The sequence below is a fragment of the Nocardia sp. IBHARD005 genome, assembly GCF_052814245.1.
Genome location: NZ_CP199935.1, coordinates 2,644,575 through 2,668,746, shown reverse-complemented (window position 1 = coordinate 2,668,746; position 24,172 = coordinate 2,644,575). Strand labels below are relative to the sequence as shown.

Annotated in this window: 24 protein-coding genes; 14 read left to right on the top strand and 10 right to left on the bottom strand. The window is 67.6% G+C overall.

Translation table 11 applies throughout. The annotated features are described in order from the left end of the window. Positions 1-32 precede the first annotated feature (32 nt). The gene (locus ACTWPB_RS12475) at positions 33-3,620 is read right to left on the bottom strand and encodes an AAA family ATPase (protein WP_446225806.1); all 3,588 of its coding nucleotides are present in this window, start codon (positions 3,618-3,620) and stop codon (positions 33-35) included. A 46-nt stretch (positions 3,621-3,666) separates the two neighbouring features. Continuing rightward, the gene (locus ACTWPB_RS12470) at positions 3,667-4,842 is read right to left on the bottom strand and encodes an exonuclease SbcCD subunit D (protein ID WP_446225805.1); all 1,176 of its coding nucleotides are present in this window, start codon (positions 4,840-4,842) and stop codon (positions 3,667-3,669) included. 207 nt (positions 4,843-5,049) lie between these two features. On the opposite strand from ACTWPB_RS12470, the gene ACTWPB_RS12465 reads away from it, so the two are divergent. Both ACTWPB_RS12465 and ACTWPB_RS12460 read left to right on the top strand, forming a co-directional pair. Continuing rightward, positions 5,050-6,198 carry a DNA recombination protein RmuC gene (locus ACTWPB_RS12465; protein ID WP_446225804.1) on the top strand — a complete coding sequence of 383 codons (1,149 nt, stop codon included), beginning with the start codon at positions 5,050-5,052 and terminating at the stop codon, positions 6,196-6,198. Between the two features lie 51 nt (positions 6,199-6,249). Beyond that, positions 6,250-7,137 (top strand): DUF6542 domain-containing protein, encoded by an 888-nt coding sequence (locus ACTWPB_RS12460; protein WP_446225803.1) that lies wholly within the window; start codon positions 6,250-6,252, stop codon positions 7,135-7,137. Between the two features lie 177 nt (positions 7,138-7,314). On the opposite strand, the gene ACTWPB_RS12455 is transcribed toward ACTWPB_RS12460, so the two are convergent. After that, positions 7,315-8,325, bottom strand: a complete 1,011-nt coding sequence (locus ACTWPB_RS12455) for a 4-hydroxy-3-methylbut-2-enyl diphosphate reductase (protein WP_446225802.1) — start codon at positions 8,323-8,325, stop codon at positions 7,315-7,317. Between the two features lie 114 nt (positions 8,326-8,439). Here ACTWPB_RS12455 and ACTWPB_RS12450 point away from each other — a divergent pair, with 114 nt between their 5' ends. The 3 genes from ACTWPB_RS12450 (at position 8,440) to ACTWPB_RS12440 (ending at position 10,642) form a co-directional block, all read left to right on the top strand. Then, positions 8,440-9,021 carry a lipid droplet-associated protein gene (locus ACTWPB_RS12450; RefSeq protein ID WP_446225801.1) on the top strand — a complete coding sequence of 194 codons (582 nt, stop codon included), beginning with the start codon at positions 8,440-8,442 and terminating at the stop codon, positions 9,019-9,021. A gap of 83 nt (positions 9,022-9,104) precedes the next feature. Continuing rightward, entirely contained in the window at positions 9,105-10,391 is a 1,287-nt protein-coding gene (xseA, locus tag ACTWPB_RS12445) for an exodeoxyribonuclease VII large subunit (protein ID WP_446225800.1), read from the top strand. Beyond that, on the top strand, positions 10,388-10,642 hold the full coding sequence (locus tag ACTWPB_RS12440) for an exodeoxyribonuclease VII small subunit (protein ID WP_446225799.1): 255 nt from the start codon (positions 10,388-10,390) through the stop codon (positions 10,640-10,642). The genes xseA and ACTWPB_RS12440 overlap by 4 nt, the downstream gene beginning before the upstream one ends. A 59-nt stretch (positions 10,643-10,701) precedes the next feature. On the opposite strand, the gene ACTWPB_RS12435 is transcribed toward ACTWPB_RS12440, so the two are convergent. Next, complete coding sequence (locus ACTWPB_RS12435) at positions 10,702-11,268, bottom strand: DUF4245 domain-containing protein (protein ID WP_446225798.1); 567 nt, start codon at positions 11,266-11,268, stop codon at positions 10,702-10,704. 127 nt (positions 11,269-11,395) lie between these two features. On the opposite strand from ACTWPB_RS12435, the gene glpX reads away from it, so the two are divergent. Next, positions 11,396-12,439: a class II fructose-bisphosphatase gene (glpX, locus tag ACTWPB_RS12430; protein ID WP_446225797.1), complete on the top strand. Its 1,044-nt coding sequence runs from the start codon at positions 11,396-11,398 to the stop codon at positions 12,437-12,439. A gap of 219 nt (positions 12,440-12,658) precedes the next feature. Then, entirely contained in the window at positions 12,659-14,068 is a 1,410-nt protein-coding gene (locus tag ACTWPB_RS12425) for a class II fumarate hydratase (protein ID WP_446225796.1), read from the top strand. Between the two features lie 146 nt (positions 14,069-14,214). Here ACTWPB_RS12425 and ACTWPB_RS12420 read toward each other — a convergent pair whose 3' ends face one another. From ACTWPB_RS12420 to ACTWPB_RS12410, 3 genes are all read right to left on the bottom strand, one after another. Next, positions 14,215-15,069, bottom strand: coding sequence for an acyl-ACP desaturase (locus ACTWPB_RS12420; protein ID WP_446225795.1), 855 nt, complete (start codon positions 15,067-15,069; stop codon positions 14,215-14,217). A gap of 83 nt (positions 15,070-15,152) precedes the next feature. Then, positions 15,153-15,779 (bottom strand): LGFP repeat-containing protein, encoded by a 627-nt coding sequence (locus ACTWPB_RS12415; RefSeq protein ID WP_446225794.1) that lies wholly within the window; start codon positions 15,777-15,779, stop codon positions 15,153-15,155. 183 nt (positions 15,780-15,962) lie between these two features. After that, positions 15,963-17,342: a PhoH family protein gene (locus ACTWPB_RS12410; protein ID WP_446225793.1), complete on the bottom strand. Its 1,380-nt coding sequence runs from the start codon at positions 17,340-17,342 to the stop codon at positions 15,963-15,965. Positions 17,343-17,650: 308 nt separating this feature from the next. On the opposite strand from ACTWPB_RS12410, the gene ACTWPB_RS12405 reads away from it, so the two are divergent. Then, positions 17,651-17,923, top strand: coding sequence for a hypothetical protein (locus ACTWPB_RS12405; RefSeq protein WP_446225792.1), 273 nt, complete (start codon positions 17,651-17,653; stop codon positions 17,921-17,923). Here ACTWPB_RS12405 and ACTWPB_RS12400 read toward each other — a convergent pair whose 3' ends face one another. Together ACTWPB_RS12400 and ACTWPB_RS12395 are read right to left on the bottom strand one after the other, a co-directional pair. After that, a complete protein-coding gene (locus tag ACTWPB_RS12400; protein WP_446225791.1) occupies positions 17,924-18,343 on the bottom strand; it encodes a limonene-1,2-epoxide hydrolase family protein in 420 nt (139 codons plus the stop codon). It abuts the gene before it with no gap. A gap of 44 nt (positions 18,344-18,387) precedes the next feature. Further along, positions 18,388-18,840: a hypothetical protein gene (locus ACTWPB_RS12395; RefSeq protein WP_446225790.1), complete on the bottom strand. Its 453-nt coding sequence runs from the start codon at positions 18,838-18,840 to the stop codon at positions 18,388-18,390. Here ACTWPB_RS12395 and ACTWPB_RS12390 point away from each other — a divergent pair. The 3 genes from ACTWPB_RS12390 (at position 18,827) to ACTWPB_RS12380 (ending at position 20,853) form a co-directional block, all read left to right on the top strand. Continuing rightward, positions 18,827-19,381, top strand: a complete 555-nt coding sequence (locus ACTWPB_RS12390) for a hypothetical protein (protein WP_446225789.1) — start codon at positions 18,827-18,829, stop codon at positions 19,379-19,381. The two genes, ACTWPB_RS12395 and ACTWPB_RS12390, sit on opposite strands and share 14 nt — an antisense overlap. A 105-nt stretch (positions 19,382-19,486) precedes the next feature. Then, positions 19,487-20,149 (top strand): Uma2 family endonuclease, encoded by a 663-nt coding sequence (locus ACTWPB_RS12385; RefSeq protein ID WP_446225788.1) that lies wholly within the window; start codon positions 19,487-19,489, stop codon positions 20,147-20,149. An 83-nt stretch (positions 20,150-20,232) separates the two neighbouring features. Continuing rightward, positions 20,233-20,853, top strand: a complete 621-nt coding sequence (locus ACTWPB_RS12380) for a Uma2 family endonuclease (protein ID WP_446225787.1) — start codon at positions 20,233-20,235, stop codon at positions 20,851-20,853. Between the two features lie 21 nt (positions 20,854-20,874). Here the strand turns inward: ACTWPB_RS12380 and ACTWPB_RS12375 are convergent, their stop codons facing one another. Next, the gene (locus ACTWPB_RS12375) at positions 20,875-21,147 is read right to left on the bottom strand and encodes a helix-turn-helix domain-containing protein (protein ID WP_446225786.1); all 273 of its coding nucleotides are present in this window, start codon (positions 21,145-21,147) and stop codon (positions 20,875-20,877) included. A gap of 239 nt (positions 21,148-21,386) precedes the next feature. Between ACTWPB_RS12375 and ACTWPB_RS12370 the strand changes: the two genes are divergently transcribed. From ACTWPB_RS12370 to ACTWPB_RS12360, 3 genes are read left to right on the top strand one after another with little or no spacing between them, the layout of a single operon-like run. Next, entirely contained in the window at positions 21,387-23,012 is a 1,626-nt protein-coding gene (locus tag ACTWPB_RS12370; RefSeq protein WP_446225785.1) for a hypothetical protein, read from the top strand. After that, complete coding sequence (locus ACTWPB_RS12365) at positions 23,009-23,785, top strand: ESX secretion-associated protein EspG (protein WP_446225784.1); 777 nt, start codon at positions 23,009-23,011, stop codon at positions 23,783-23,785. The genes ACTWPB_RS12370 and ACTWPB_RS12365 overlap by 4 nt, the downstream gene beginning before the upstream one ends. Beyond that, positions 23,785-24,171 (top strand): hypothetical protein, encoded by a 387-nt coding sequence (locus ACTWPB_RS12360; protein WP_446225783.1) that lies wholly within the window; start codon positions 23,785-23,787, stop codon positions 24,169-24,171. Before ACTWPB_RS12365 ends, ACTWPB_RS12360 begins: the two co-directional genes overlap by 1 nt. The last annotated feature ends 1 nt before the right edge of the window (position 24,172 follow it).

The window sequence follows — 24,172 nt, the reverse complement described above, 5'->3', positions numbered from 1 at the left end:
TTGCTTCGCCAGGTCGCGCCGGCTACTGGTGACTAGGCGACCGTGGCCTCGAGATGCGACCCTGTGCGGCCGCGCAGGACGTGCAGGCGCGTGGGGATGCGCTGGCGCATTTCGTCTACGTGACTGACGACGCCGACCACGCGGCCGTTAGCGCGGAGTTCGTCGAGGACACCCATGACAGCGTCGAGGGTGTCGGCGTCGAGGCTCCCGAAGCCTTCGTCGATGAACAGGGTGTCCAGGACCAGGCCACCGGATTCGGCGGCGACCACATCGGCGAGACCGAGCGCCAATGCCAGTGAGGCCATGAAGGTTTCGCCACCGGACAGGGTTTTCGCGGAGCGGACGACGCCGGTGTAGTCGTCGCGGACGTCGAGGCCGAGGCCACCGCGCCTGCCCCGTGGGCCTGCCTTGTCCGAGTGGACGAATTCATAACGACCGCCCGACATTCGGCGCAGCCGCAGCGACCCCGCGACCGCGACCTCTTCGAGCCGAGCCGCAAGAACATAGGAGCGCAACGACATTCGCCTGTTGTTCTCACCACGGCCCGCGACCACTTCCGCCAGAGACGCCAGCTCGTCGAAATCACGCTGCTTGGGCGCGATCCGCTCGACCTCTCCCCACAGCTGTGTGCCCAGCTGCTCGAGCTGGGCGACTCGCTCGGTGGCCGCCGACTGGGCTGCCACCGCCGCGGTGAGCGCGCTCTGAGCTTCGGTGAAGCGCTGCTCGAGTGCGTTCAGGTCGCCCGGGATCTGCTCGGCGACAGCACGGATCTGCGGCTCAGCGAGCACGGCCTCGGCATGGGCTCGGGCCCGGTCCGCGGCGGTGAGTTCGGCATCTATCGCGGCCTGCTGCTGTGCGGTCCGCGCGACCGCGTTGACTTCTTGGGCGTAGGCGGTCAGGAGGGCGACATCGTCACGAGGCGCTGGTGGTGCGACCGCCAAGACTTCGCCGGCAGGTTCCTCGTCGATGGGTTCTTCGTCGAAAAGGTCGAACAGGCTGGGCATTTCAGGTTCGGCGCGAGCTGAACGTGCACGACTGGCCCGTGCTCCCCCACCAGGAGATGACTCGGCCTCGGCGGTCGCGTCGGAGTGGGACGCATCGCCCTCGTCCGTAGCTCCTCCCAGCTCGACGGCACTGCCGACAGACGTGGGCACTTCGGCCGAAATCCCGATGCCATCGCCACCAGGCGAAACACCTTGCACTGCACTGTGATTGCTGACCTCGGCACGATCACCGGAGCCACGAGCACCAACCTTCTGGTCGTCGGCCGTGTCCAGCTCGGAGGTCGGCATGGAAGTGCCGGGAACTTCATAACCATCCGGCACGAGACCGGCGGTGCGGGCAAGGTTTTCCACGCGGGTGGCGATGGTGCGGACAGCATCGCGTGCGGCGGATTCCTCGGCGCGGGCGGTGCGGAGGGTGGTGGCGGCGGTGAGGAGGGATTCGAGGCGGGTGGTGCGGGCGTCGACTGTGGTGTCGGCGCCGGCGGCGGTGCGGAGGCGGGCGGTGAGTTCGTCGAGGCGGGTGCGGGTGGTGGCGATATTGGCGGTGATGGTGCCGAGGCGGGCGTCGAGGTCGCGGGACTGGTCGTGGAGGGCGGTTTCCTCGGTGCGCAGGGCTTCGAGGCGGCTGGTCAGAGCGGGCGAACGTTCGGCGGCTTCGGCGGTGTCGTCGAATCGGTGGGTGGCGGTGCGGACGGCGTCGGCGAGGGCGACGGGGTCGGCGTCGCCACCGCGCGCGGTCAGCGCCTCGATCTCGCGTTCGATGACACTGATGCGTTCGGCGATGCGATCCCGCGCGGCCTCTGCGGTTTGTTCGGCCGCGTGCGCGGTGTCCTCGGCTTCCTTGGACACCGCGTCGTCGGTGGGCCGCGCCGGTTCAGGGTGTTCGGCAGAACCGCAGACCGTGCACGGTGCACCGTCGGTGAGTGCGCCGGCGAGCTCGGCGGCCATGCCCGCGAGGCGGCGGGCACGCAGATCGAGGACCCGCTCCTTGGCTTCGAGGTGAACGCGCCAGGCGGAATCGTGTTCAGTCCGCGCGTTGTCCAAAGGTGTTCGGCGACGCGCTATTTCGACAGCGGCCGCGGCAGAGTCCTGCCACTTGCTCAGCTCGTTGCGAACTCCGGGCAACGCGGCAGCCGCATCGGTGGCCTCACGCAACTGTTCCTGCACCGAGCCGATCGCCGCCGGTAGTTCGAGCCGCCGCCGCGCCAGCTCGCCCGAACGCTGCGTGAGACGACCGGCTTCACCCTCGTGCGCGGCGAGATCGGCGGTGAGCTGACGCGCGGTCACCACATCGGCACGAATCTCACCGAGCACTCCGAGCACCGCGTTCCACTGACTGATCGCGGCATCGAGGTCGCCCCGAACACCGGCACCCGCGACCGACCCGCGTCCCTGTCGCCCCGTGCCCGCTCCGACTACACCGCCGGGCAGTCCGCCCGACAGCCGGTCCGCCGGCATGTGGTCGGGCCGTCCGCCGACCGCGGCGGCGCCTTCTCGTCCATCAGGTGGGCCGAGAGGTTCATCCACCACCACGGTCAGCAGGTCGACACCCGCGATGTCGGCGGCCGCCGGTGCCAGCAGTTGATCAGCCAGTTCACCAGTGGCACCGCGGGTCGCGGTCTCCGCACGGCGGAGGGCGCGAACCGCGGAGCGCGCCTCGTCGATGGCTTGGACGACCGGTTCGGCGCGGCGGGCCTTGACCAGCTCGTGTTCGAGTTCGGCGCGGCGAGGAGCGGACGCGGTGTAGGTGGCCAGTTCGGTGCGGGCTGCGGCCATGCGGGTGTGTAGCTCGGTGACGCGGCGTTGCTCTTCGGCTTCGGTGCGGGCTTCAGCCGACTCTTTGTGGCGCAGTTCGGCATTCGTGGTTGTCTCGGCGAGCGCGGTCCGCGCGGTCGCCAGCAGTTCCTGAGACCACGTCACCGCGTCGAGTACGCCGACCGATTCCGCGCCGCCGTAGCCCCCTGCCATGCCGACCTTGGTAATCAGGCGGTCGATGCCCTGTTTGCGGGATTCCAGCTCGGCCGCCGCGGCGCGGCGGCGATCGGACAACCACTGCTCGGCCGTACCGAAACGCTGGGTGTCGAAGAGCTTTTCGAGCAGTTTCTCGCGGTCTTCGTTCTCGGCTCGCAGGAACTTGGCGAAATCGCCCTGCGGGAGCAGCACCACCTGGAAGAACTGGTCGGCGCTCATGCCGAGCAGGCGAAGGACCTCGTCGCCGATATCGGTGATGCGCGAGAGGTTCTCGCCGCTGCCGTCGAGCCAGGTGAGGGTGGCTTGGGGTTGCAGGAGCCTGGTTCCGCTGCCGTTCTTCTTCGGGCGCTCGAATTCGGGCGACCGGGTCAGGCGCAGGAGGCGGCCGCCGAGGGTGGCCTCCAGCACGACGCTCGGTGGTGTCTGCGGATCGGCGTGGTCGGAGTGCAGCCGCTTGCTCTCGCCGCGCGCGCCGGGCACCTTGCCGTAGAGGGCGAAGGCGATCGCGTCGAGGATGGTCGTCTTGCCCGCACCCGTGTGCCCGTGCAGCAGGAACAGCCCGTCGGCGCCGAGCGCGTCGAAATCGACGACAGTGGTCTCGGCGAACGGGCCGAACGCGGTGAGTTCGAGCCGGTGCAGCCTCACGCGAGGCCACCGGCGATTGTCGCCACTGCGAACGCGCCGCGCAGGCTCACGCGGTCAGCTCCGATGCGACGGATTCGGTACGGACCGAGTCGTTTTCGCTGACCGCAGCCGCCAGCGCACGCTCCACCCATGCCATTTCCCCCTTGCTCGGTGTGCCACGCACGTCGGTCAGGAAGCTCGCCGCGACCTCCGCGTCGCGACGACCGTGCACCCGCTCGCGATAGCGCAGCTCCGGATTACCTTCCGGGCGTGCCCATTCCACGTGCACCGCGTGCGGGAACCGCTCGCGCAGCTTACGCATCGGGTCCACCGGACGGGTGGTGTCGGTGAGTGTGGCCGACACGTAATGCTCTTCGGCCGCGGCGAATTCGGTGTCGGTGAGCAGGGATTCGATGGTGCCGGTGAGCCTGCTCAGCCCGCGGATCAGCGGCAGATCGTGGCGATGCACCGCGGCGAGCCCCTCTGCATCGAGGTCGACGATCCACACCGCTTTGCGATGCGAACTCTCGCCGAATGAGTACGGCAGCGGAGATCCGCTGTAGCGCACCGACTCCGACAGCGTCTGCGGCGAATGCAGGTGCCCGAGTGCCACATAGTCGACGCCGTCGAAGGCCGACATCGACACCGTCTCCACACCGCCCACCGAGATGGACCGTTCCGAACCCGTCGCCTCCCCGCCGATCACGAACGCGTGCGCGAGCACCACCGTGCGAGCGCCGGGCCTGGTGGCGATCTCGGCACGAATCCGCGCCATCGCGGCATCGAGGATCTCCGCGTGCGAATGCGCCTGCGGCACACCTAGTTCGGTGCGGGTGATCTCCGGTTCCAGGTACGGGATGCCGTAGAACGCCACCGCACCGTCGCCATCGGACAGCACGATCGGCCGGTGCGCGTCGGCGACTCTCGTGCACAGGTGTAAACCACCGGCCGCCGCGAAGCTGGCGCCCGCGCCGAGCCGGGCGGGCGAATCGTGGTTGCCCGAGGTGGCGATGATCGTCGCGCCCGCCGCCCGGATCGCCTCGAAGCCACGATTGCAGACCCCGATGGCATCGGCATGGGGGATCGAGCGGTCGTAGATGTCGCCGGGCACCACCACCACGTCGACCGATTCGGCCGCGACCAGCTCCGCGACGGCCGTCAGCACCCGCGCCTGATCGGCCAGCAGGTCGACACCGTGAAAGGTGCGCCCGATGTGCCAGTCGGAGGTGTGCAGGATCCGCATGTCGCGAACCGTAGGGCACACCCCCGACAGAATTCAATCGACGCACCACACGCGTGTAATTCAGGCGGCGTGGCGCGCAGCACGGCGCACGATGCCTCGGTCCGCCAGGGGAATCGGCGAACTCGCCGGTGGGGCATCCGCCGCGACCACGCCCGGTTTGCCGGGAAATTGCGAACTTGTCGGTGGCCTCGGGCAGTATCGCCTCCCATGACCGCTTCGATGCTCGTCGCGCTCGTCTTCGTCTTCGCCGCAGGCTTCGGTCTCGGCTGGCTGGGGCATGCCGCCCGCGGTGGGCAACGCGCCGCCACCGCGGAGGCCCGGCTCGCCGCGGCCGGGGACAATCAGCGGTTGCTGCAGCAGTCGCTGCACTCGGCCAATGAGGATGCGGCGCGCAGACATTCGGCCGCGATCGGCGCGATGGTGGATCCGCTGCGCGACGCGGTCGGCGCGCTGGAACAGCAGATCCGGCAGGTCGAGCACCATCGGATCGACGCGTACTCGGGACTGCGCGAACAGGTCGCGGGCATGCAACGCACCTCACATCGGCTCTCCGATCAGACCGGTCAGCTGGTGGCCGCGCTGCGTGCGCCGCAGGTGCGCGGACGGTGGGGCGAGATCCAGCTGGAGCGGGTCGTCGAACTGGCCGGGATGACCCGGCACTGCGATTTCGATACCCAGGTGAGTCGGCCCGGCGGCGACGATCGTGGGTCGGTCCGGCCCGACATGGTGGTGCGGCTGGCCGGTGGCAGGCACATCGTCGTCGACGCGAAGGTGCCGTTCTCGGCGTATCTGGACGCGGCGACCACCGACGATCCCAGCGCACGCACCCAATTCCTGGCCCGCCACGCCAAGCACCTGCGCGCCCATGTCGACCAGCTGGCAGACAAGGCGTACTGGGCGGCCTTCGATCCGGCACCGGAGTTCGTCGTCCTGTTCGTACCGGGTGACCCGTTCCTCGACGCCGCGCTCACCACCGATGCCGATCTCCTGGAGTACGCGTTCGGCCGGAACGTGATTCTGGCAACCCCCACTACCTTGATCGCGCTGCTACGCACGGTGGCGTTCAGCTGGCGGCAAGAAGCGCTCTCGCGCGATATGGCAACGGTGCAGCAACTGGGTAAGGAGCTCTACACCCGGGTGGGCAAGGTCGCCGAGCATCTGGACAATCTGGGCGTGAATCTCGGTAAGGCCGTAGCGGCTTTCAACGCGACAGTAGGCTCGGTGGAGTCGCGGGTAATGGTCACCGCGCGCCGGATGCACGATCTCGGCGTCGGCGATCAGGAGCTCCCGGCAATCCGGCTCACCGAGACCCGACCACGCGTCGTCGCGTTCGCCGACGCCGACGATCGTGTCTGAGATCCCCGTGCCGTAGCGCCTACGGGGCCGATGTGCAGTTAGTGTCTTGGTGTGGCTGCTTCCCAACGTGCGCGACCCCGGGTGCCCGCGCCGCAACGTTCGATCGTGCCCTCGGTACCCGGCATCCCCGCCCTGGCCGCGATTCTGCTCGCCGCGGGCGCGACGGGTCTCGGGTTCCTGATCGACGGAATCGGCGGCGAGACCTATCCGACAGGCACGTTCTCGGCGCTGTATGTGCTCGGCTGCGTGCTCGCCGTCTGCGCGGTGCGCTTCCGCGGCCTGTTCTCCACCATGGTGATGCCGCCGCTGCTGCTGTTCGTCGCGGTGCCGCTGGCCTGCCAGATGCTGGGTGGGCGTGCCACCACCTCGATCAAAGACGTTCTGATGAACCTGATCATCCCGCTGGTGGAGCGCTTCCCGACGATGGCACTGGCGACCGTGCTGGTACTGGCCATCGGCGGAGCCAGGATCGCGATCGCCAAGCGCGCACCCCAGGCGGCCCGCCCCACCCCGGATCGCCGGACCGAACGCAAACCGGTCAAGCGCCGTCGCCCCGAGTCGACCCCCGACCTCGCCGCCGCCGCCCGCAAGCGGCCCCGCCGCGGCACCGCGGTACTGGACGACCCCGACACCGAGGTCGATATGGCCGGCCCGGCTCGCCGCCCCGCCAGGCCCACCGAACCGAAACGGCCACCCGCCGCTGCCCGCCCCCGCGAGCCACGCGCCGCCCGCGCCGAGCCCCGCATCGCACGCGCGGCCACCACACCCCGCGACCCCGACCAACGCGCTGCCCGCGCCACCGCTCCCCCCCGCGAAGCCGAACCGGCCCGCGTCCCGCGCCGCCGCGGCGAAGCACCCCCCCACCCCCAACCGAACGTGCGCTACCGCGACCGCGCCGACTCAGCGCGCACCGAACGCCGCCGCCCGGACAACGGATAAGAAACGAAAAGATCCCCGCCTGAACAGCGGGGATCTTCTTTCTCGAGCACCCACCGGAGAGCTTCATCAACGCCCACTGATCTCGCACGCACATGGGTAACTCACCGGGTACGGGCTACCTGAGCCCCCACCATCGTCTGGCCGCCAACGCAACCCCTGCCGCACCCAGGTCTGGCTTTAAGTCGCGGGGAGGCGGGCAGCCCTCAGTTCTCGGGGTAGGGAGAACACCAATGTTTCGTTGGCTGTGGTCACCGGCTGTACCTCGCCGAAGCCGTGCTCGGCCAGCAGGTCGAGTACCCCGGTCACCAGGATCTCCGGCACCGAAGCACCGGAGGTGATGCCGATGGTCTGCACACCCTCGAGCCAGGCCAGGTCGACCTCGCGCGCGTAGTCGACCAGATAGGCCGCGTTCGCACCAGCGCCGAGCGCCACCTCGACCAGTCGCACCGAGTTCGACGAGTTGCGCGAACCGACAACGATCACCAGATCGCATTCGGGCGCCATCGCCTTGACCGCGGTCTGGCGGTTGGAGGTGGCGTAACAGATGTCGTCGCTGGGCGGGTCCTGCAGCGTCGGGAAACGTTCGCGCAGCCGCTCGACGGTCTCCATGGTCTCGTCGACCGAGAGCGTGGTCTGCGACAGCCAGATCACCTTCGACGGGTCGCGCACGGTCACCTTGTCCACCGAGTCGGGCCCGTCGACCAGCTGCACGTGCTGGGGTGCCTCACCGGCGGTGCCTTCGACTTCCTCGTGGCCTTCGTGGCCGATCAGCAGGATGTCGAAGTCGTCGCGGGCGAAACGCTTGGCTTCCTGGTGCACCTTGGTGACCAGTGGGCAGGTGGCGTCGATGGTGCGCAGGTTCCGTTCGGCGGCCGTCTCGTGCACGATCGGCGCGACACCGTGTGCGGAGAACACGACCAGTGCGCCCTCCGGCACCTCGTCGGTCTCGTCGACGAAGATCACGCCCTGCTCGCGCAGCGTTTCCACGACGTGGCGGTTGTGCACGATCTCCTTACGCACGTAGATCGGGGCACCGTGTTTTTCGAGCGCCTTCTCCACGGTCTCGACGGCGCGGTCGACGCCTGCGCAGTAGCCGCGCGGCTCGGCCAGCAGCACGCGCTTGCCACCGGCAGCATTCGCGCCCGCGGAGCGCGTGATACCGACGTTCAAGGGGATTGCCGAGGTCATATTCCACAGCTTACGTGCGTGCGACGGGCCGGATCAGGTCGGATCAAGGGGCGAAAGTCACATAACAGGGGCCTGGACCTTTGCATCACACGCGGTTTGCGGCAGGCTGGGGGCATGTTTCGACCTCCGTTCCTGGCCAGAGTGGCCGCCGGCGCCGCCGTGTATGCCTTAGAAGAGACCCGGCGACTGCCCGTCGCCGCGGTCAATTTCCCGATCACCGCGCTCAGTCGTGTGCTGCAGACCACCATGCATGTGCAGCAGTTCGTCACCAGCCTCGCGCTCAAGGGTGACGGTGTGTTCGAGCGGCTCGGCTCGGCTCCGGCCGAGCAGCCCGAGTGGGCCACCTTCGACGAGGACATCGAGCCCGCGTCGGCCACCAACGGCCACACCAGCCGCTTCGAACTGTTCGAGGAGGCCGACGCCACGCAGACCAACGGCCAGGTCGTGCCCGCGTCGCTGCTGCTGCTCGAGACCGAGGAAGAGGTCATCGAGCCCGCCGCGGTAGAGGTGGTCGCCCCCGAGGTCGCGATCCGCTACGACTACCCCGCGATGACGCTGGCCCAGCTGCGCGCCCGGCTGCGGATGCTGACCGTCGAGGACCTGGCCCAGCTGCTGGCCTTCGAACAGCAGACCCGCGCCCGCGCTCCCTTCGTCACGATGCTCACCAACCGCATCGCCACCGTCCAGGCGCAGTAAGAGGCGTCAGTCGAGGCGGCCGCGTTCCCGAGGGGATGCGGCCGCTTTTTGGTTGTGTCGGAGGGTCCGCGTAGAACTTAGCTATGACTCAGGACGGCGTCGCGCAGACCGGCGCTCCGGCGAATTCGGCGGAGCAGCCGTATCCGGTGCGTTCGGTCGCGGTGAAGGTCGCCCAGTGGATCGAGCGGCTGGGCAGCATCTGGGTGGAGGGGCAGGTCACCCAGATCAATCTGCGCCCCGGCACCCGCACCGCGTTTCTGGTGTTGCGCGATGCCTCGGTGGACATGTCGCTGTCGCTGACCTGCGATCCGGATCTGTTGCGCAGGCTGCCGGTGCCGTTGACCGAGGGCAGCCGCGTGGTCGTCTACGGCAAACTGCACTTCTTCACCGGCCGCGGCACCGTCTCGTTGCGGGTCACCGAGATTCGCGCGGTCGGCATCGGTGAGCTGCTGGCACGGATCGAACGATTGAAAGCCCTGTTGACAGCCGAGGGGCTGTTCGATGCCCGGCTCAAGCGGCCGTTGCCGTTTCTGCCCGCGACGGTCGGGCTGATCACCGGACGGGCGAGCGCGGCCGAACGTGATGTCGTATCGGTGGCCCAGAATCGTTGGCCCGCAGTACGTTTCGTCATCCGCAATACCGCGGTACAGGGCCCGGCCGCGGTCCCGCAGATGCTCGAAGCCCTGGCCGAACTGGATCGCGACACCGATGTCGAGGTGATCGTGCTGGCGCGCGGCGGTGGCAGCGTCGAAGATCTGCTCGCCTTCTCCGACGAAGCACTGTGCCGGGCGGTCGCCGCCGCCCGCACCCCGGTCGTCAGCGCCATCGGCCACGAACCCGACAACCCCCTGCTCGACCTGGTCGCCGACCTGCGCGCGGCCACCCCCACCGACGCCGCCAAACGCATCGTCCCCGACGCCGCCGCCGAGCTGGCCGGAGTCCGTGAGATGCGTGCCCGCTCGGCGGCCGCGTTGCGCGGCTGGGTCCAGCGCGAGGCGCACACCATCGCGCAGTTGCGATCTCGCCCCGTTCTCGCCGATCCGCTGCGCGAACTGACCCACCGCCATGACGAGCTGGAACGACTGCGAACCACCGCGCGCCGCGATGTCGAACACCTCCTGCGCGCCGAGTCGACCACCACGCTGCACCTGCGCGAGAAGCTGACCGCGGTGGGTCCGGCCGCCACGCTGGCCCGTGGCTACGCTGTCGTGCAGCGCGTCGCCGGTCCCGAACGGCATGTCGTGCGTTCGATCGATGACTCCCCCGCGGGCAGCCAGCTCCGCATCAGGGTCGCCGACGGAGCCGTCACCGCCGCGGCGCTGGGCACCAAGCGACTGACGCCAGAGACCACCGACGAGAAGAGGAAGTGACCGTGGCCGACGCCGGTTCCGAGAACCCCGCTGCCGACACCCTGGCCGAGATCGCGGCCTTCGGCTACGAGCGCGCCCGCGACGAACTCATCAACGTGGTGAAGATGCTCGAACAGGGCGGCCTCGACCTGGACGACTCGCTGGTGCTGTGGGAACGCGGCGAAGCCCTGGCCACCCGGTGCGAACAGCATCTCGCCGGTGCCCGCCGCCGGGTTGAAGACGCCCTGTCCCGCGCCGACGTCACCGACTGATTCGCTGACGAGCCCGCTTCATGGAGCCCTGCGCAACGGCGGGAGTTCGACCGCGCCGTTTACTTCGAGAGCGGTTGGGCGGTGGTGACGGCCGTCGCGAGCGTGGTGAACGCGGCCTCGTTGCCCGCGCCGGTGATCAGGATCCGCACCCCGCCGAGGTCGGCGATCCAGCCGGTTTCCTCGGTCGGTTCGGAGTAGACGATCCATTTCTGCCCGGCCACCTCGTGCGTCCCGGTCGGATAGCGCGAGCCGAGCACCTGCCGCGACAAGGCTTCCTCGGTGGCATCGGTCTGCGAATACCGCATGTAGGTGCCCTGCGGTGTGATGTAGCCGACCGTGCTCACCGCGCCGCCGCCAGCGGCAGCGATGGTGTCGCGGCTGCCCGAGTTCGACGTCCAGCCCTGCGGCAACGCGGGCTTGCGGATCGGGAACGACAGCGACTTCGCGTCCGATGTCAACGCGGCGTCGGCGTCGAAATACGGGATCTGACCCTGCGTCGGGCCGTTCGTCGCCACCGTGCACTGGCTCGCGACCCCCGCCAGCACGACCGCGGCCAGCACCAACGGGATCAACGACCAGAACAGATCGCGGTAGTCGTTGAAAATGCGGTGCTTCTTCTGGGACACGGTAATCAGTATCCACTCGAGCCATGACCAGGCCGCTCAGGGGTCAACGCAGGAGGTCGTGCACGAGCGTGCCGTTTCGAAATGCGACAATGCCCCCGTAACACCAACGCCAAGGAGGCACTCCGCAATGACGGCATCTTCGCCCGCCCCCAGCCGCCGCGAGGCACCTGATCGCAACCTCGCGCTCGAGCTGGTCCGCGTCACCGAGGCAGGCGCGATGGCGAGTGGCCGTTGGGTCGGCCGTGGCGACAAGGAAGGTGGCGACGGCGCGGCCGTCGACGCCATGCGTCAACTCGTCAGCTCGGTGTCCATGAAGGGCATCGTCGTGATCGGCGAAGGCGAAAAAGACGAAGCGCCGATGCTCTACAACGGTGAGCTCGTCGGTGACGGCACCGGCCCCGAGGTCGACTTCGCGGTCGACCCGGTCGACGGCACCACACTGATGTCGAAGGGCTCCCCCGGCGCCATCTCGGTGCTCGCGGTCGCCGAGCGCGGTGCCATGTTCGACCCGTCCGCGGTGTTCTACATGCACAAGATCGCCGTCGGTCCCGACGCCGCGGGCTCGATCGATATCACCGCCCCGATCGGCGAGAACATCCGCCGCGTCGCCAAGGCCAAGCATCTGTCGGTGTCCGACCTGACCGTCTGCATCCTGGACCGTCCCCGGCACGCGGAGCTCATCCAGCAGACCCGCGACGCGGGTGCTCGCATCCGCCTCATCTCCGACGGTGACGTCGCAGGCGCCATCGCCGCCGCACGCCCCGAGTCCGGCGTCGACATCCTGGTCGGCATCGGCGGTACCCCCGAGGGCATCATCGCCGCCGCCGCGCTGCGTTGTCTCGGCGGCGAACTGCAGGGCATGCTCGCCCCCAAGGACGACGAAGAGCGCCAGAAGGCGATCGACGCGGGCCACGATCTGGACCGCGTGCTCTCGACCACCGACCTGGTCTCCGGCGACAACGTCTTCTTCTGCGCCACCGGCGTCACCGACGGCGACCTGCTGCGCGGTGTGCGCTACTACGCGGGCGGCGCGTCGACCCAGTCGATCGTGATGCGTTCCAAGTCGGGCACCGTCCGCATGATCGACGCCTACCACCGCCTGACGAAGCTGCGCGAGTACTCCTCGGTCGACTTCGACGGCGACGACAGCGCGAACCCGCCGCTGCCATGATCCGGAGCTGGGCGTCCCCATAGTCGAAATATGGCAACGCCCAGCACCGCCCCGGTCCTCGGCAACGGCGGAATCGTTGGCTCGCAAGGACGAGACGTCGCCGACGAAGGGCGCGGTCGTGCCCACCGACTGAGTCCGATGAGTATTCCTGCCGCGGATGTGGGATGTCGCGCTGGTGTGTGGCCACCATTCGCGGTGTTCTCGTCCTAGGGTCGAACTATGGCTGACGACGACGGGCAGTACCGGATCGAGCACGACACCATGGGGGAGGTTCGCGTCCCTGTCGACGCCCTGTGGCGGGCACAGACACAACGGGCCGTCGAGAACTTCCCGATCAGCGGACGGGGGCTCGAGCGAGCCCAGATCCGGGCGCTCGGTCTGCTGAAAGCCGCATGCGCGCAGGTCAACAAGGATCTCGGCCTGCTCGATCCGGTCAAGGCCGACGCGATCATCGCCGCGGCAGGCGAGATCGCGAACGGCGAGCACGACGACCAGTTCCCGATCGACGTGTTCCAGACCGGTTCCGGCACCAGCTCGAACATGAACGCCAACGAGGTGATCGCCTCGATCGCCGCGCGCGACGGCGTGACCGTGCACCCCAACGACGACGTGAACATGTCGCAGTCCTCCAACGACACCTTCCCCACCGCCACGCACCTGGCTGCCACCGAGGCCGTGATCTCCGAACTCGTTCCCGCACTGGAACATCTGCGCCTCGCCCTGCTCGACAAGTCGGACCAGTGGCGCACCGTGGTGAAGTCGGGACGCACCCACCTGATGGACGCGGTGCCGGTGACCCTCGGCCAGGAATTCGGTGGCTACTCCCGGCAGATGGCCGCGGGCATCGAGCGCGCGATGGCCACTCTGCCGCGCCTGGGTGAATTGCCGATCGGCGGCACCGCGGTGGGCACCGGACTCAACGCGCCCGCCGGATTCGGCACGAAGGTCGTCGCGGAACTGGTGCGTACCACGGGAATCGACGCGCTGCGCGAAGCAAATAACCACTTCGAAGCCCAGGCCGCGCGCGACGGGCTCGTCGAGGCCTCCGGCGCGCTGCGCACCATCGCCGTCAGCCTGACCAAGATCGCCAACGACATCCGCTGGATGGGCTCCGGCCCGCTGACCGGGCTCGGCGAATTGCAGCTGCCGGACTTGCAGCCGGGTAGCTCGATCATGCCGGGCAAGGTGAATCCCGTTCTGCCCGAAGCAGTTACGCAGGTGGCGGTGCAGGTGATCGGCAACGACGCCGCGATCGCGTTCGGCGGGGCGAGTGGGGCGTTCGAGCTCAATGTCTACATCCCGGTGATGGCCCGCAACCTGCTCGAGTCGATTCGCCTGCTGGCCAATGTCTCTCGGCTGTTCGCCGACAAGTGCGTGATCGGGTTGGTCGCCAACGAGGAGCATCTGCGGACCCTCGCCGAATCGTCGCCGTCGATCGTCACCCCGCTCAACTCGGCCATCGGCTACGAGGAAGCGGCCGCTGTCGCCAAACAGGCGCTGCGCGAGAAGAAGACGATCCGTCAGACCGTGATCGATCGCGGGCTCACGCCCAACAAGCTCACCGTCGAGGAACTCGATCAGAAGCTGGACGTGCTGGCGATGGCCAATGTCGAGCGGGCGGTCGAGTAGTTCTGACCCGGGCACGAACCCCCGACCTCGAGGAGGGGCCGTTCGCGGCCGGGTCGCCGGTCAGGTGCCGCTGCGTAGCGACGAAGGAGCAAGCAGCGGTACCTGACCGGCGGCCCCTCGGGGCCGCGAACACGCGGCGCCAGCCGCTATTGATACTGCGCGAGTTCCGCGCGAGCCTTCTCGCCCGCTTCGCTGAAATCGGTGCGGGAGAAGATGTTCCAGCGCCGCAGCAGCGGCTTGAACACCAGTTCGTCCTCGTTCGCGCGGTCGTAGATGCCCGCCTCGGCCAGCGCCTCATCGCTGGATCCGCCACCGGGCAGATCCACGTGCGGCACCCGGAAGTCGGCGACCCGATCGGCGATCGCGCGCACTGCCTGGTCGGGAACCAGGTCGAGGGCGGCGGCGACGAGCACGGCGAAGAACTCGGCCTGCAGTTCGTCGTCGGCGGCCAGCTTCTCGGCCATCGCGGTGACGATCGGGTTCTCGCCGAGCGCGGCGGTGTTGCGATGCCGGATCGCGGCGGCGACCTCTTCGAACGCGCAGGTGGCCAGCACGTCGATCAGATGCATCGGCGGCCGGTTGAAGCCGTCGGTCATGTGCTGCATGCGGGCCCGCTCGAGCGCGACCGGGTCCACCGCACGCGTGAGCATGAGGTAGTTGCGGATCATGATCTCGTGGCGGTTCTCCTCCGCGGTCCACCGGCCGACCCAGCGCCACCAGGGGCCGGTACGCAGGTGCTTGCCGAGCTCACGGTGGTAGGACGGCAGATTGTCGGCGACCAGGACGCTCACGGTCAGCGCGAGCCGGGCGGTGTCGCTGAGCTCGGACTGTTCCGGGGTCCAATCGGTGCCGCCGAGGAAGGCGAAGTTGCGCCCGTCCGACCACGGCACCAGCTCGTGTGGCTGCCAGCCGTCGGCCAACTCGATGTGGCGACGCAGGTTGATTTCCACCTCGTCCGCGAGCGAATCCAGCAGCTCGCGGTCGGTCAAAGTTTTCTGCACCCAGACAACCTAGTACCTCGTGCGCAAGCGCGGGGACCTATGGGGTGAACCAGGCCCCCGCGCTGGGGCGGAGCGCAACGCATTTACTTGGGCGTCACCGTGGTCTTGCCGTTGACCCAGGTGATGGTGCCACCGGTGAAGTCGCTCTGCTTGCCGCCGGTGATGTTCTTCTCGTCGCTGGTCGGGTAGCCCAGCGTGCCGTTGGCGCCGCCGTTCTCCTCCCATGCCTCGCGAATCTGGCCCCACACGATGTGGGCGCCGGAATCCTTGCTCCAGTAGATGGTGCCGCCGGTGAAGTCCTGGTACTCGCCGCCGTCGGGGCCGGATTCCTGGGCTTCTTCCGGTGCGCCGAGCGGACTGCTCGCGCCGCCGGCCGCCACGTACTTCTTGTACACCTCGCCGGAAATGGTGATGTCACCGTTCGGGGTGGAGATGGTGGTCGATTCGCCTGCCGCTGCACCGGTGGTGGCCGCGCCGGAGGTGGTCTCGGAACCGGTGGTGGTTTCCGAACCGGGGGTGGTGGTCATCGTGCCCATCCCGGGCTCGGTGGTGGGGCTCGCCCCTGGGGCACCGACAGCGGAAGTCACCGAGGCGACGGTGTCCTTGGCCTTGTCCTTGTTCTCATCGGTGCAGCCGGCGGCGAGCAGCAGACCCGCCGCGGCCAGGACCGCGGCGCTCCCGGCAGCAGTACGTCGAGCGAAGTGGTTCATATCCATCCTCTCGCGAATGGCCCCACCGGGGTGCCCCGGAATGGAGCCTGGCCGATAATCCAGCAACGGCCCGGCGGAAGAATGTTCGCCGAGCCGTTGCTGGATTGGTGTCCTCGCGGATATTACCCACCGTTTGCGGTAATCAAACGGATTCTGGCCGCGACGCGGCCCGATTGCCGACGATTACGCGTTCGGTCCGTACTCCTCGAGCATCTCGGTCACCAGTGCCGCGATCGGCGAGCGCTCGCTGCGAGTGAGCGTGATGTGCGCGAATAGCGGGTGGCCCTTGAGCTTTTCGATCACCGCAGCCACACCGTCGTGCCTGCCCACCCGCAGATTGTCGCGCTGAGCCACATCGTGGGTGAGCACCACCCGCGAACCCGTGCCGAGGCGGCTCAACACGGTGAGCAGCACATTGCGCTCGAGCGACTGCGCCTCGTCGACGATCACGAACGAATCGTGCAGCGACCGACCGCGAATGTGGGTCAGCGGCAACACTTCGAGCATGTCGCGACTGAGCACCTCCTCGAGCACCTCGCGGCTGGCCAGGCCGTCGAGCGTGTCGAAGACGGCCTGTGCCCACGGGCCCATCTTCTCGCTCTCCGAACCCGGCAGATAGCCCAGTTCCTGCCCGCCCACCGCGTACAGCGGCCGGAACACGACCACCTTGCGCTGCGTGCGCCGCTCCAGCACCGCCTCGAGCCCGGCGGTCAACGCCAGCGCCGACTTACCGGTACCGGCGCGCCCACCCATCGACACGATCCCGATGCTCTCGTCGAGCAGCAGATCGAGTGCGATGCGCTGTTCGGCCGAACGCCCGTGCAGACCGAATGCCTCCCGCTCCCTGACCAGTTGAATCCGCTTGTCGGCGGTGACCCGGCCCAGTGCGCTCGAGCTGCTGCCCAGCAACCGAACGCCGGTGTGGCACGGCAACTCTCGCGCATCGTCGAGGTCGATCACCGAATCGGTGTAGAGCTGATCGATCTGGGCGCCCGCCACGTCGAGTTCCACCATCCCGCTCCAGCCGGAGGTCACCACGTCCTGCGCGTGGTACTCGTCGGCCGACAAGCCGACCGCGCTGGCCTTGACCCGCAGCGGGATGTCCTTGGACACCAGCACCACGTCCGCACCCTCGGCCGAGAAGTTCAGCGCGCAGGCGAGGATGCGGGAATCGTTGGTGTCGGAACGGAATCCGGCGGGCAGCACCGACGAATCGGTGTGATTGAGCTCCACCTGCAGGGTGCCGCCGTCGGTGCCGATCGGCAGCGCCTGGTCGAGCCTGCCGTGCTGCACACGCAGGTCATCGAGCATGCGCAGCGCCTCGCGGGCGAACCAGCCGAGCTCGTGGTGGTGTCGTTTCGCCTCCAGCTCACTGATCACGACCAGGGGTAGGACCACACTGTGTTCCCCGAACCGGGTGACGGCCCAGGGATCCGACAGGAGTACAGAGGTGTCGACGACAAAAGTCTTGCGACCGGAACGTGAGGGGCGAGCCCCTTTCTTCGAGGCCGAGGCCGAGGCCGTGTGCTTCGCGGAAGCGGAAACGGAGCGTGCAGCAGTCACGGTGGGCTCCTTATGTGTTCGCACGGCACCCGCGCGAACGATCTCGCTGGACCGGTCCGTCCTGGTGGGCGTGTGACGCTGAGTCAACCGCCCCGAGGGCCAGGTGCCGGCCCTCTCGCACTGAGTAGCTCAGTCACGGTCAGGACCTCCCGTACGAATCACACCGACGCGACTCGCATTACCGACGCTACCGCCGAATTCGTAGCCGCGCTGCTGGACCGGCGCACGTGTGGCGTGAATTTGTGGTTAACCAGCCCTGTCGTGCCGGATCCGGCACGTGTGCGCCGCCGAGCGCTAGAGTCGATGGCATGGCCGATGACCAGGATCTGGAGAAGCTGTCGTCGAAAGAACTGCACGATCGCGCGGTGTCGACAGCCGTACGCCACGGTGATGTGAAGTTCCTGTGGGAGCTGCTCAAGTCGATCCCAGCGGCTCGAGCCGAGGCGGGCGACCTGGGCGAGAGTTCGGCCGACATCAAGTATGTGCTGCCGATGATCGACGACTACTTCCACGCGGGCGACGGAAAATTAGCCGAGGTGCTGCGACCGACCTACCTGGAGTATCTGCGCAAGCGCCGGTAGTCAGCGCCCGGTGATCGCCTTCGCCACGCCGACGATGGTGCCGCGCACGACGTTGCCCTTGCTGAAGCGGTCGTCCCACAGCACGATTCGGCCGTCGCGCAGCTCGAAGGTGCCGCTCACCCAGAAACCGATCCGCACCGGGCCGACATGCAGGTAGTCGGTGCGGTCGGTGAGCACGATATCGCCGTCGGCGGCGATGTGGTGCATCACCACCGAGAACCCGAGCTTCGGACGATTGAGGCCGCGCAACAGCATGGCGACCCGGTCCTTGCCACGCACGCTCGGCAGCGAGGCGTTCTTCCAGACGATCGCGGGATCGAGCAGATCCAGCGCCTCGTCGACAACACCGAGTTCGAGCGCGCCGAAGAACTCGCGAACGATGGTGACAGCGGGCTCCGGCAGTTCCGGCTCGTCGGTCATGAGATGAGCCTAGGGTGTCGATCGCGGTCGGGCCAGGGGTCTACTCAGTTTCGCTGATCGATCAGGACGGCGAGCCCGTCGAGGATGCGGTCGACACCGAATCGCAGGGCGTCGTTCGGTCCGCCCGTGCCCGCCGCAGCGGCGGCTTCCTCGGCGAATGCCGCCTGTACTTCGGGATAGCGACCCGAGGCCGCGGTCATCATCTCGGCGAACTGCTCGGTGAACTGCAGTTCACCGTTCTCGCTCATCGACGCGACGTGCTGAGCCAGGCTGCGGGCGTGGCCGTTGATCAGGACGATCGTGTCGAGCTTCTCCGAACCGGTGAATCCGGTACCCGCCAGCGCGGTCAGGGCGGCCTCGGTCCAGCCCGTCGCGGGCGCGAGCCGCTGGAGCGACGCGGCCACTCCTCGCGACAAGGCGTCCGGCTTCGCCCACAACACCCCGGGCAAACTCGCCATCGACGGCGGCCCGAAGGCCCAGCAGATGTACATGTTCACCGCCCCCGAACTCGACTACCCCCGCCACGACATCGCCGCCCAACGCCGCATCGTCGAAGAGACCTTCGCCGACATGGGCTGGCACGCCCCCCGCATGCTCGCCGACCTGGCCGACTTCGACGACATCTATCTCGACTCGATCAGCCAGGTCCGCATGAACGGCACCTACACCCGCGGCCGCGTCGCCCTCCTCGGCGACGCCGCCTACGGAAACACCCTGGCGGGCTTCGGCACCGGCCTCGCCGTCGTCGGCGCCTACGTCCTCGCGGGCGAACTGGCCTCCGCCGCAGGCGATCACATCACCGCCTTCGCCAACTACGACCGAATCATGAAGCGCTACGCCAAGATTGCGGGCAACAACAACGCGGGCCCGTTCCTCGCCCCGAAGACGGCCCTCGGCATCAAGGCCCGCAACTGGTTCCTCGGCTCCCGCCTCTTCACCCTGATGATGAAGTACGGCGACAAGGCCGCCAACGACATAGACCTGATCGACTACCCACAACTGGTCGAGCCCACACCCCAGCACTCCCGCCTGAACTGAGCGCTGTCCACAATCGCGGAGTTATCCACAGAAGCCCAGTTCACGACCGATCCCGCAGCCCGAACCCGATATCGTTGGTGACAACCTAGGAGGAGGTTGGCCGCAATGACCACCGCACAGGTTCGTGGACCGATGAAGATGCCCGATTCAGCCTTCGCGATGTGGGAGCGCGGTGAGCTCGACGAGTATCTCCATGTCCCGGATGGCAGTCGCGTCGAAATCATCGGGGGGGAAGTCGTCGTGTCACCTTGTCCAAGATTCGGCCATGGGCACGTGGTCCAGTCCATCACCGAAGCGGTCTACGGCGCGAAAGCCGCGGACGATCAGTTCCAGTGGAGACTCGGCACCAACATCGACCTCAGCCTGATCGAGATCCAGGACGGCTATGTACCCGACCTGTTCCTTCTCGACCACGAGACCCACGCCGCTCTCCTCGCCGCCGACTCACCCCGGGTATACCCCGCCCAGCTCGCGCTGGCCGTGGAAGTGACATCCCCGTCCAATGCCGCCGACGACCGCCCTCCCGGCTTGCGCCCACGCCGCCGCCGCACCAAATGGAACGGCTACGCCGCCTCGGGTGTCCCTTTCTACCTCCTGATCGACCGCGACCCCCATGTCGGCTGCGCCACGCTGTTCTGGTCCCCCGATCGCGCGGCAGGCACATACGACAACCACCGCCAGTGGAAATTCGGCGACCAGATCGAACTACCCGACCCGTTTCACCTCGCTATCACGACCGACAGCTGGACGACATGGACCGAGGAGTGAGGGTCCGAATCTACGGCGTCGAACTGGTCGTCCCGCCATAATCCCGCGCCCGCCCGACTGCCGCACTCGATAGACTCCAGACCATGCCAGCGATCTTCGATTGGGCGCGGCCGGACAACGTTCAGCCCGAGCCGATCACCGTCGACATCTGGCGCGAACTCCCCGAAGAGTTCTGCCGCCTGGTCGAGATCGTCAACGGCGATGCTGTGCGCTGCGAGTCGCCGACGCGAGCCCACCAGAAAGCCGTCCGTCGACTGCTCGCGATGTTCGAGGCCGCGGCCAAGGAGTACATGTCCGAGGACCCGTCGGCCTGCCTCGATACCAACCATGATTTCGATGTGGTGCTCTGGGAAATACCTCGGGCCACCATCCGGCGACCGGATATCGCCCTGTTCGACGTGCCGTCCGAAGTGCGACCGATGCCCGCCCGCCATCTGAAAATTGCGGTCGAAGTCATTTCACCGAGCCACGTGAAGACCGACCGGCTCGAGAAGATGAGCGAATACGCAGCAGCAGGCATCCCCTGGTACTGGTTGGTCAGCATCACCGACACCGACGTCAGCTCCATCGAGACCTACGCCCTCGACCACGGCGTCGGCCACTATCGCCTCGCCCGAATCTTGAAGCCTGGCACCGCGTTCGCCGTCGAACTGCCCATCCGAATCAGCCTGGATTGGGACCAACTGACCGACCTCGTGCTGTAGATCCACCGCAGGCCCTCGGCGTCAGCTTGCGCTCCGGCCGAACATCACGTCGACGAGGTCGGGGACCGTCGTGCCGAGCGCCTCGCTCAGCCCGATCAGCGTCGACAACCTCGGGTTCGCCGGCGCCTTCGTCTTGCGGACACCCCAGCCGCTTTCGAGCAGTTGATAGTAGTTACGGCTGATGCCCGCAGCGTTCGCCACCGCCTCCTGAGTGAGCCCTCTGGACTCACGGAGGAAAGCCAAGTGCTGCCCCAAAATCGCCATGAGCTGCTTCTCGACGGCGGATTCGGACATCTCAATGAGGTTTCCGAGGCATCGCTCTCGCGTCGACCATCTGTAGATGGCATTATGTGCCCGTCTGGTATTGCCATCTATAGATGGCCTGTCGCTGGTGGGGGTGCGGGTGGCTGAGTCGATCGACAATCCGATCTCGAACTGCCTCACGAACGCGTGACACCGGTCAGCCGGAACAAGATCGTCGACCGGCTCACGGACAGCTGAATTCAGCACATTCCTGGGGAGGGACCACCACGATGACCGAGCCGATAGCCAACCCGCTGTTTCCCTACAGCCAGCTCGATCCCGCCGCGCTGATCCGCGTGTTGAGTGCGAATCCGGCGGTCGCCGATGCTGTTTCGCGGACCCAGTCCGTCGACCAGGCGTTGCGCGACAAGCTCGCGGGTACCGACCCCGACTACGTGAAGATGCTCGACGACTTCGCCGGCTACAGCCACCAGGCGATCTACGACGGCGTGCACGGCAGGAACGGTGCGGGTGGCATGAATATCACCACCATCAACACCTTGCGCGACACCTGGAAGACCATCGAAACCGAACTCACCAGGATCGCGACCACCCACCAGACCAGCGCCAACGGCCTCTTGGGATTCGGCGAATGGGCCGGTGCCAGCGGTGATGCCGCCCGTGCGGGGATCACCGCGCTCAACAACTCGATTCTGCAGATGGCTCAGGTGTGCGAGGCGATGAAGAGCCGCCTCGACATCGTCGGACCCGCGGCGGAGGCGGTCCGCGCCGCGGTGCCCCCGCCGACCGCCCAGCTGACCGTGCTCAATCCCGACGACACCCACACCTCGCTCATCCCGGGCCTGATCAACCCCGCGACGGCGACGATCGACCGGCAAGCTCAGCGCCAAGCGGAGCTGGACGCGCAGGCGACGATGAATCGCATCTACACACCGACGATCCCCCCGACCGGATCCGGTGTGCCGTCCTATTCGGTGGTGCCTGGTGGACCGGGCTCGAGCGGCGATCCGAGTGGTTCCGGGGGCGGTTCGCCGTCCGCCGGGTCACCGAGCGCGGGTTCGCCCTCCGCAGGCAGTCCGACCACCGAATCACCGACGCAGCCGCAAACACCCACGACCGAAGAACCCACCACCCCGGCGTCGACCACCCCGTCCGACGATGAATCGACATCGTCGGGCAGTCCGAGCACAACGCCTAGCGATACCGAGGGCACCACCCCGGCAAGCACCACACCCGCATCGACGACACCGGCAGGACTCACACCGTCAGGTGCCGGCTCACCGCTGGGCAGCGGGGGTTCATCGGGTTCCCCGCTGGGCAACGCCGGTTCACCCGGCGGACTCGGCTCCCCGAACGCAGGTTCCGCGGTGCCCGCCCCCCTCCAATCACCCACTGCCGGAGTACAACTCGCGTCCGGCGCCGCCACCGGGGCCGGTCGCGCCGGCATGCCAGGTATGGGCATGATGCCCGGCGCAGGAGCCGGTGCGGGCCGCAAGGCCGACGATTCCGGTTCCGAACACAGCTCCCCGGAGTACCTGCGCGGCGTCCAGCCCGAACTGCTCGACGACACCCATGTCCTCGCCGGCGTAATCGGTGACGACCCAGCGAACGGTGTGGGCGAATCACCGTCGAACTCGCCCGGTGTCACCGAACCGCCCACGATGCGCCGCTCGATCCTCGACGAGCCCGTCGCCGAATCAGCGGTGACGACACCAGCTGTGCCATCACTGCTCGATCAGCCCACAGGCGCCGAACTGGCAACCTCCGCTCCCGCGCAGCCGACGATCGCGCCCACCGCCCCGACTTTGCCACCCGAAATCGCGGCCTTGCTCGCTGAACACGGCACGCCGGAATCCCCCTCGTCCACCGCCGAGAGCGAGCGCCCCGCCCGATGACCTCACCCCCGACCTGGACCCTGACCGGCGACGAATTCGACTGGGTCTGGCGCCAAGAAACCCGTTTCGACGACGCGTACGACCACCCCGACCCACTCGCGGTTCGCACCACGCCAACCACCGAACCGGAAGCCGACAAACTCAAAGCTGCTCTACGCGAAGGCTTTCCACGCGGCGGCGACCGTGGCCTGTCAGCGGTGTTCGCCATCATGGCCAACGCCGACACCCGGGTCGCTTGCGTCAACACTGTCGGTGACACCGAAATCCGCTGCCACGGTGCCGCACTCGACGGTCTCGGCGTAGTAGCCGCCCAGCGCATCACCCCCACAGCAGGCGGCGGCCCCGTCCGCCTCGCCTTGATCACCCGCGCGGAAGTGCCCGCGCAGCTGGCAGCGATCCTGCCGAACACCGAACCCGGTGGAGCAGGACCGATCGTGGGCTACACCCCCCGAGTCCGAGGACAACAACCCCCGACATCGTGGAACCGCGACGCCACGGGCCGTCTCCCACCCGATGAACGAATCCGCAAACTGATGCGCCTACGCCGCAGCGCCGAAGGCTATTTCGTCATCGAACGCAACCCCGGCACCCACCGCCCCACCCAATACCTGAACTGGATCGACATCCCCCCAGGCCAATTCGCCAGCGGCCGCTACCTCATCGAGGTCAACGACAACGACACCACCATCACCCCCGCCTCCCCCGCGATCCTCGCCCACGAGATCAGCAAACGCGGCTACTTCCACACCACGCCGAAACGACAGGACGACTGATGACCATCGAATTCGACCCCGGCCAAGCTCAGATCTCGGCATTCACCCAATCAGCGCGGGCCGGCGAGTTCGCCTTCGATGAAGCTGCGGTCATGGCGGCTGTCTCGTTGTACGACACGATGATCCAAGACCTGATGAAGGTGCGAGTGAAGACCCGCGAGGCAGAGACTGTCACCGGCTTCGGCGGGTTTCAGTCCGCTTCTGACCTGCAGGGCGGCTTCTCGGGGAAGGCAGCGGAAGGGTACAAAGTCATCGGACAGCTGATCGATGCCGCGATGCAGATGCAAGAAGGCCTGTTGTGCGCGGCCAACAAGGTTACAGAGGCCGACGCGCTCAACCAGCGAAGAATCACCCTGCTGGAGCGAGAAATCGATGGGCAGCGATAAC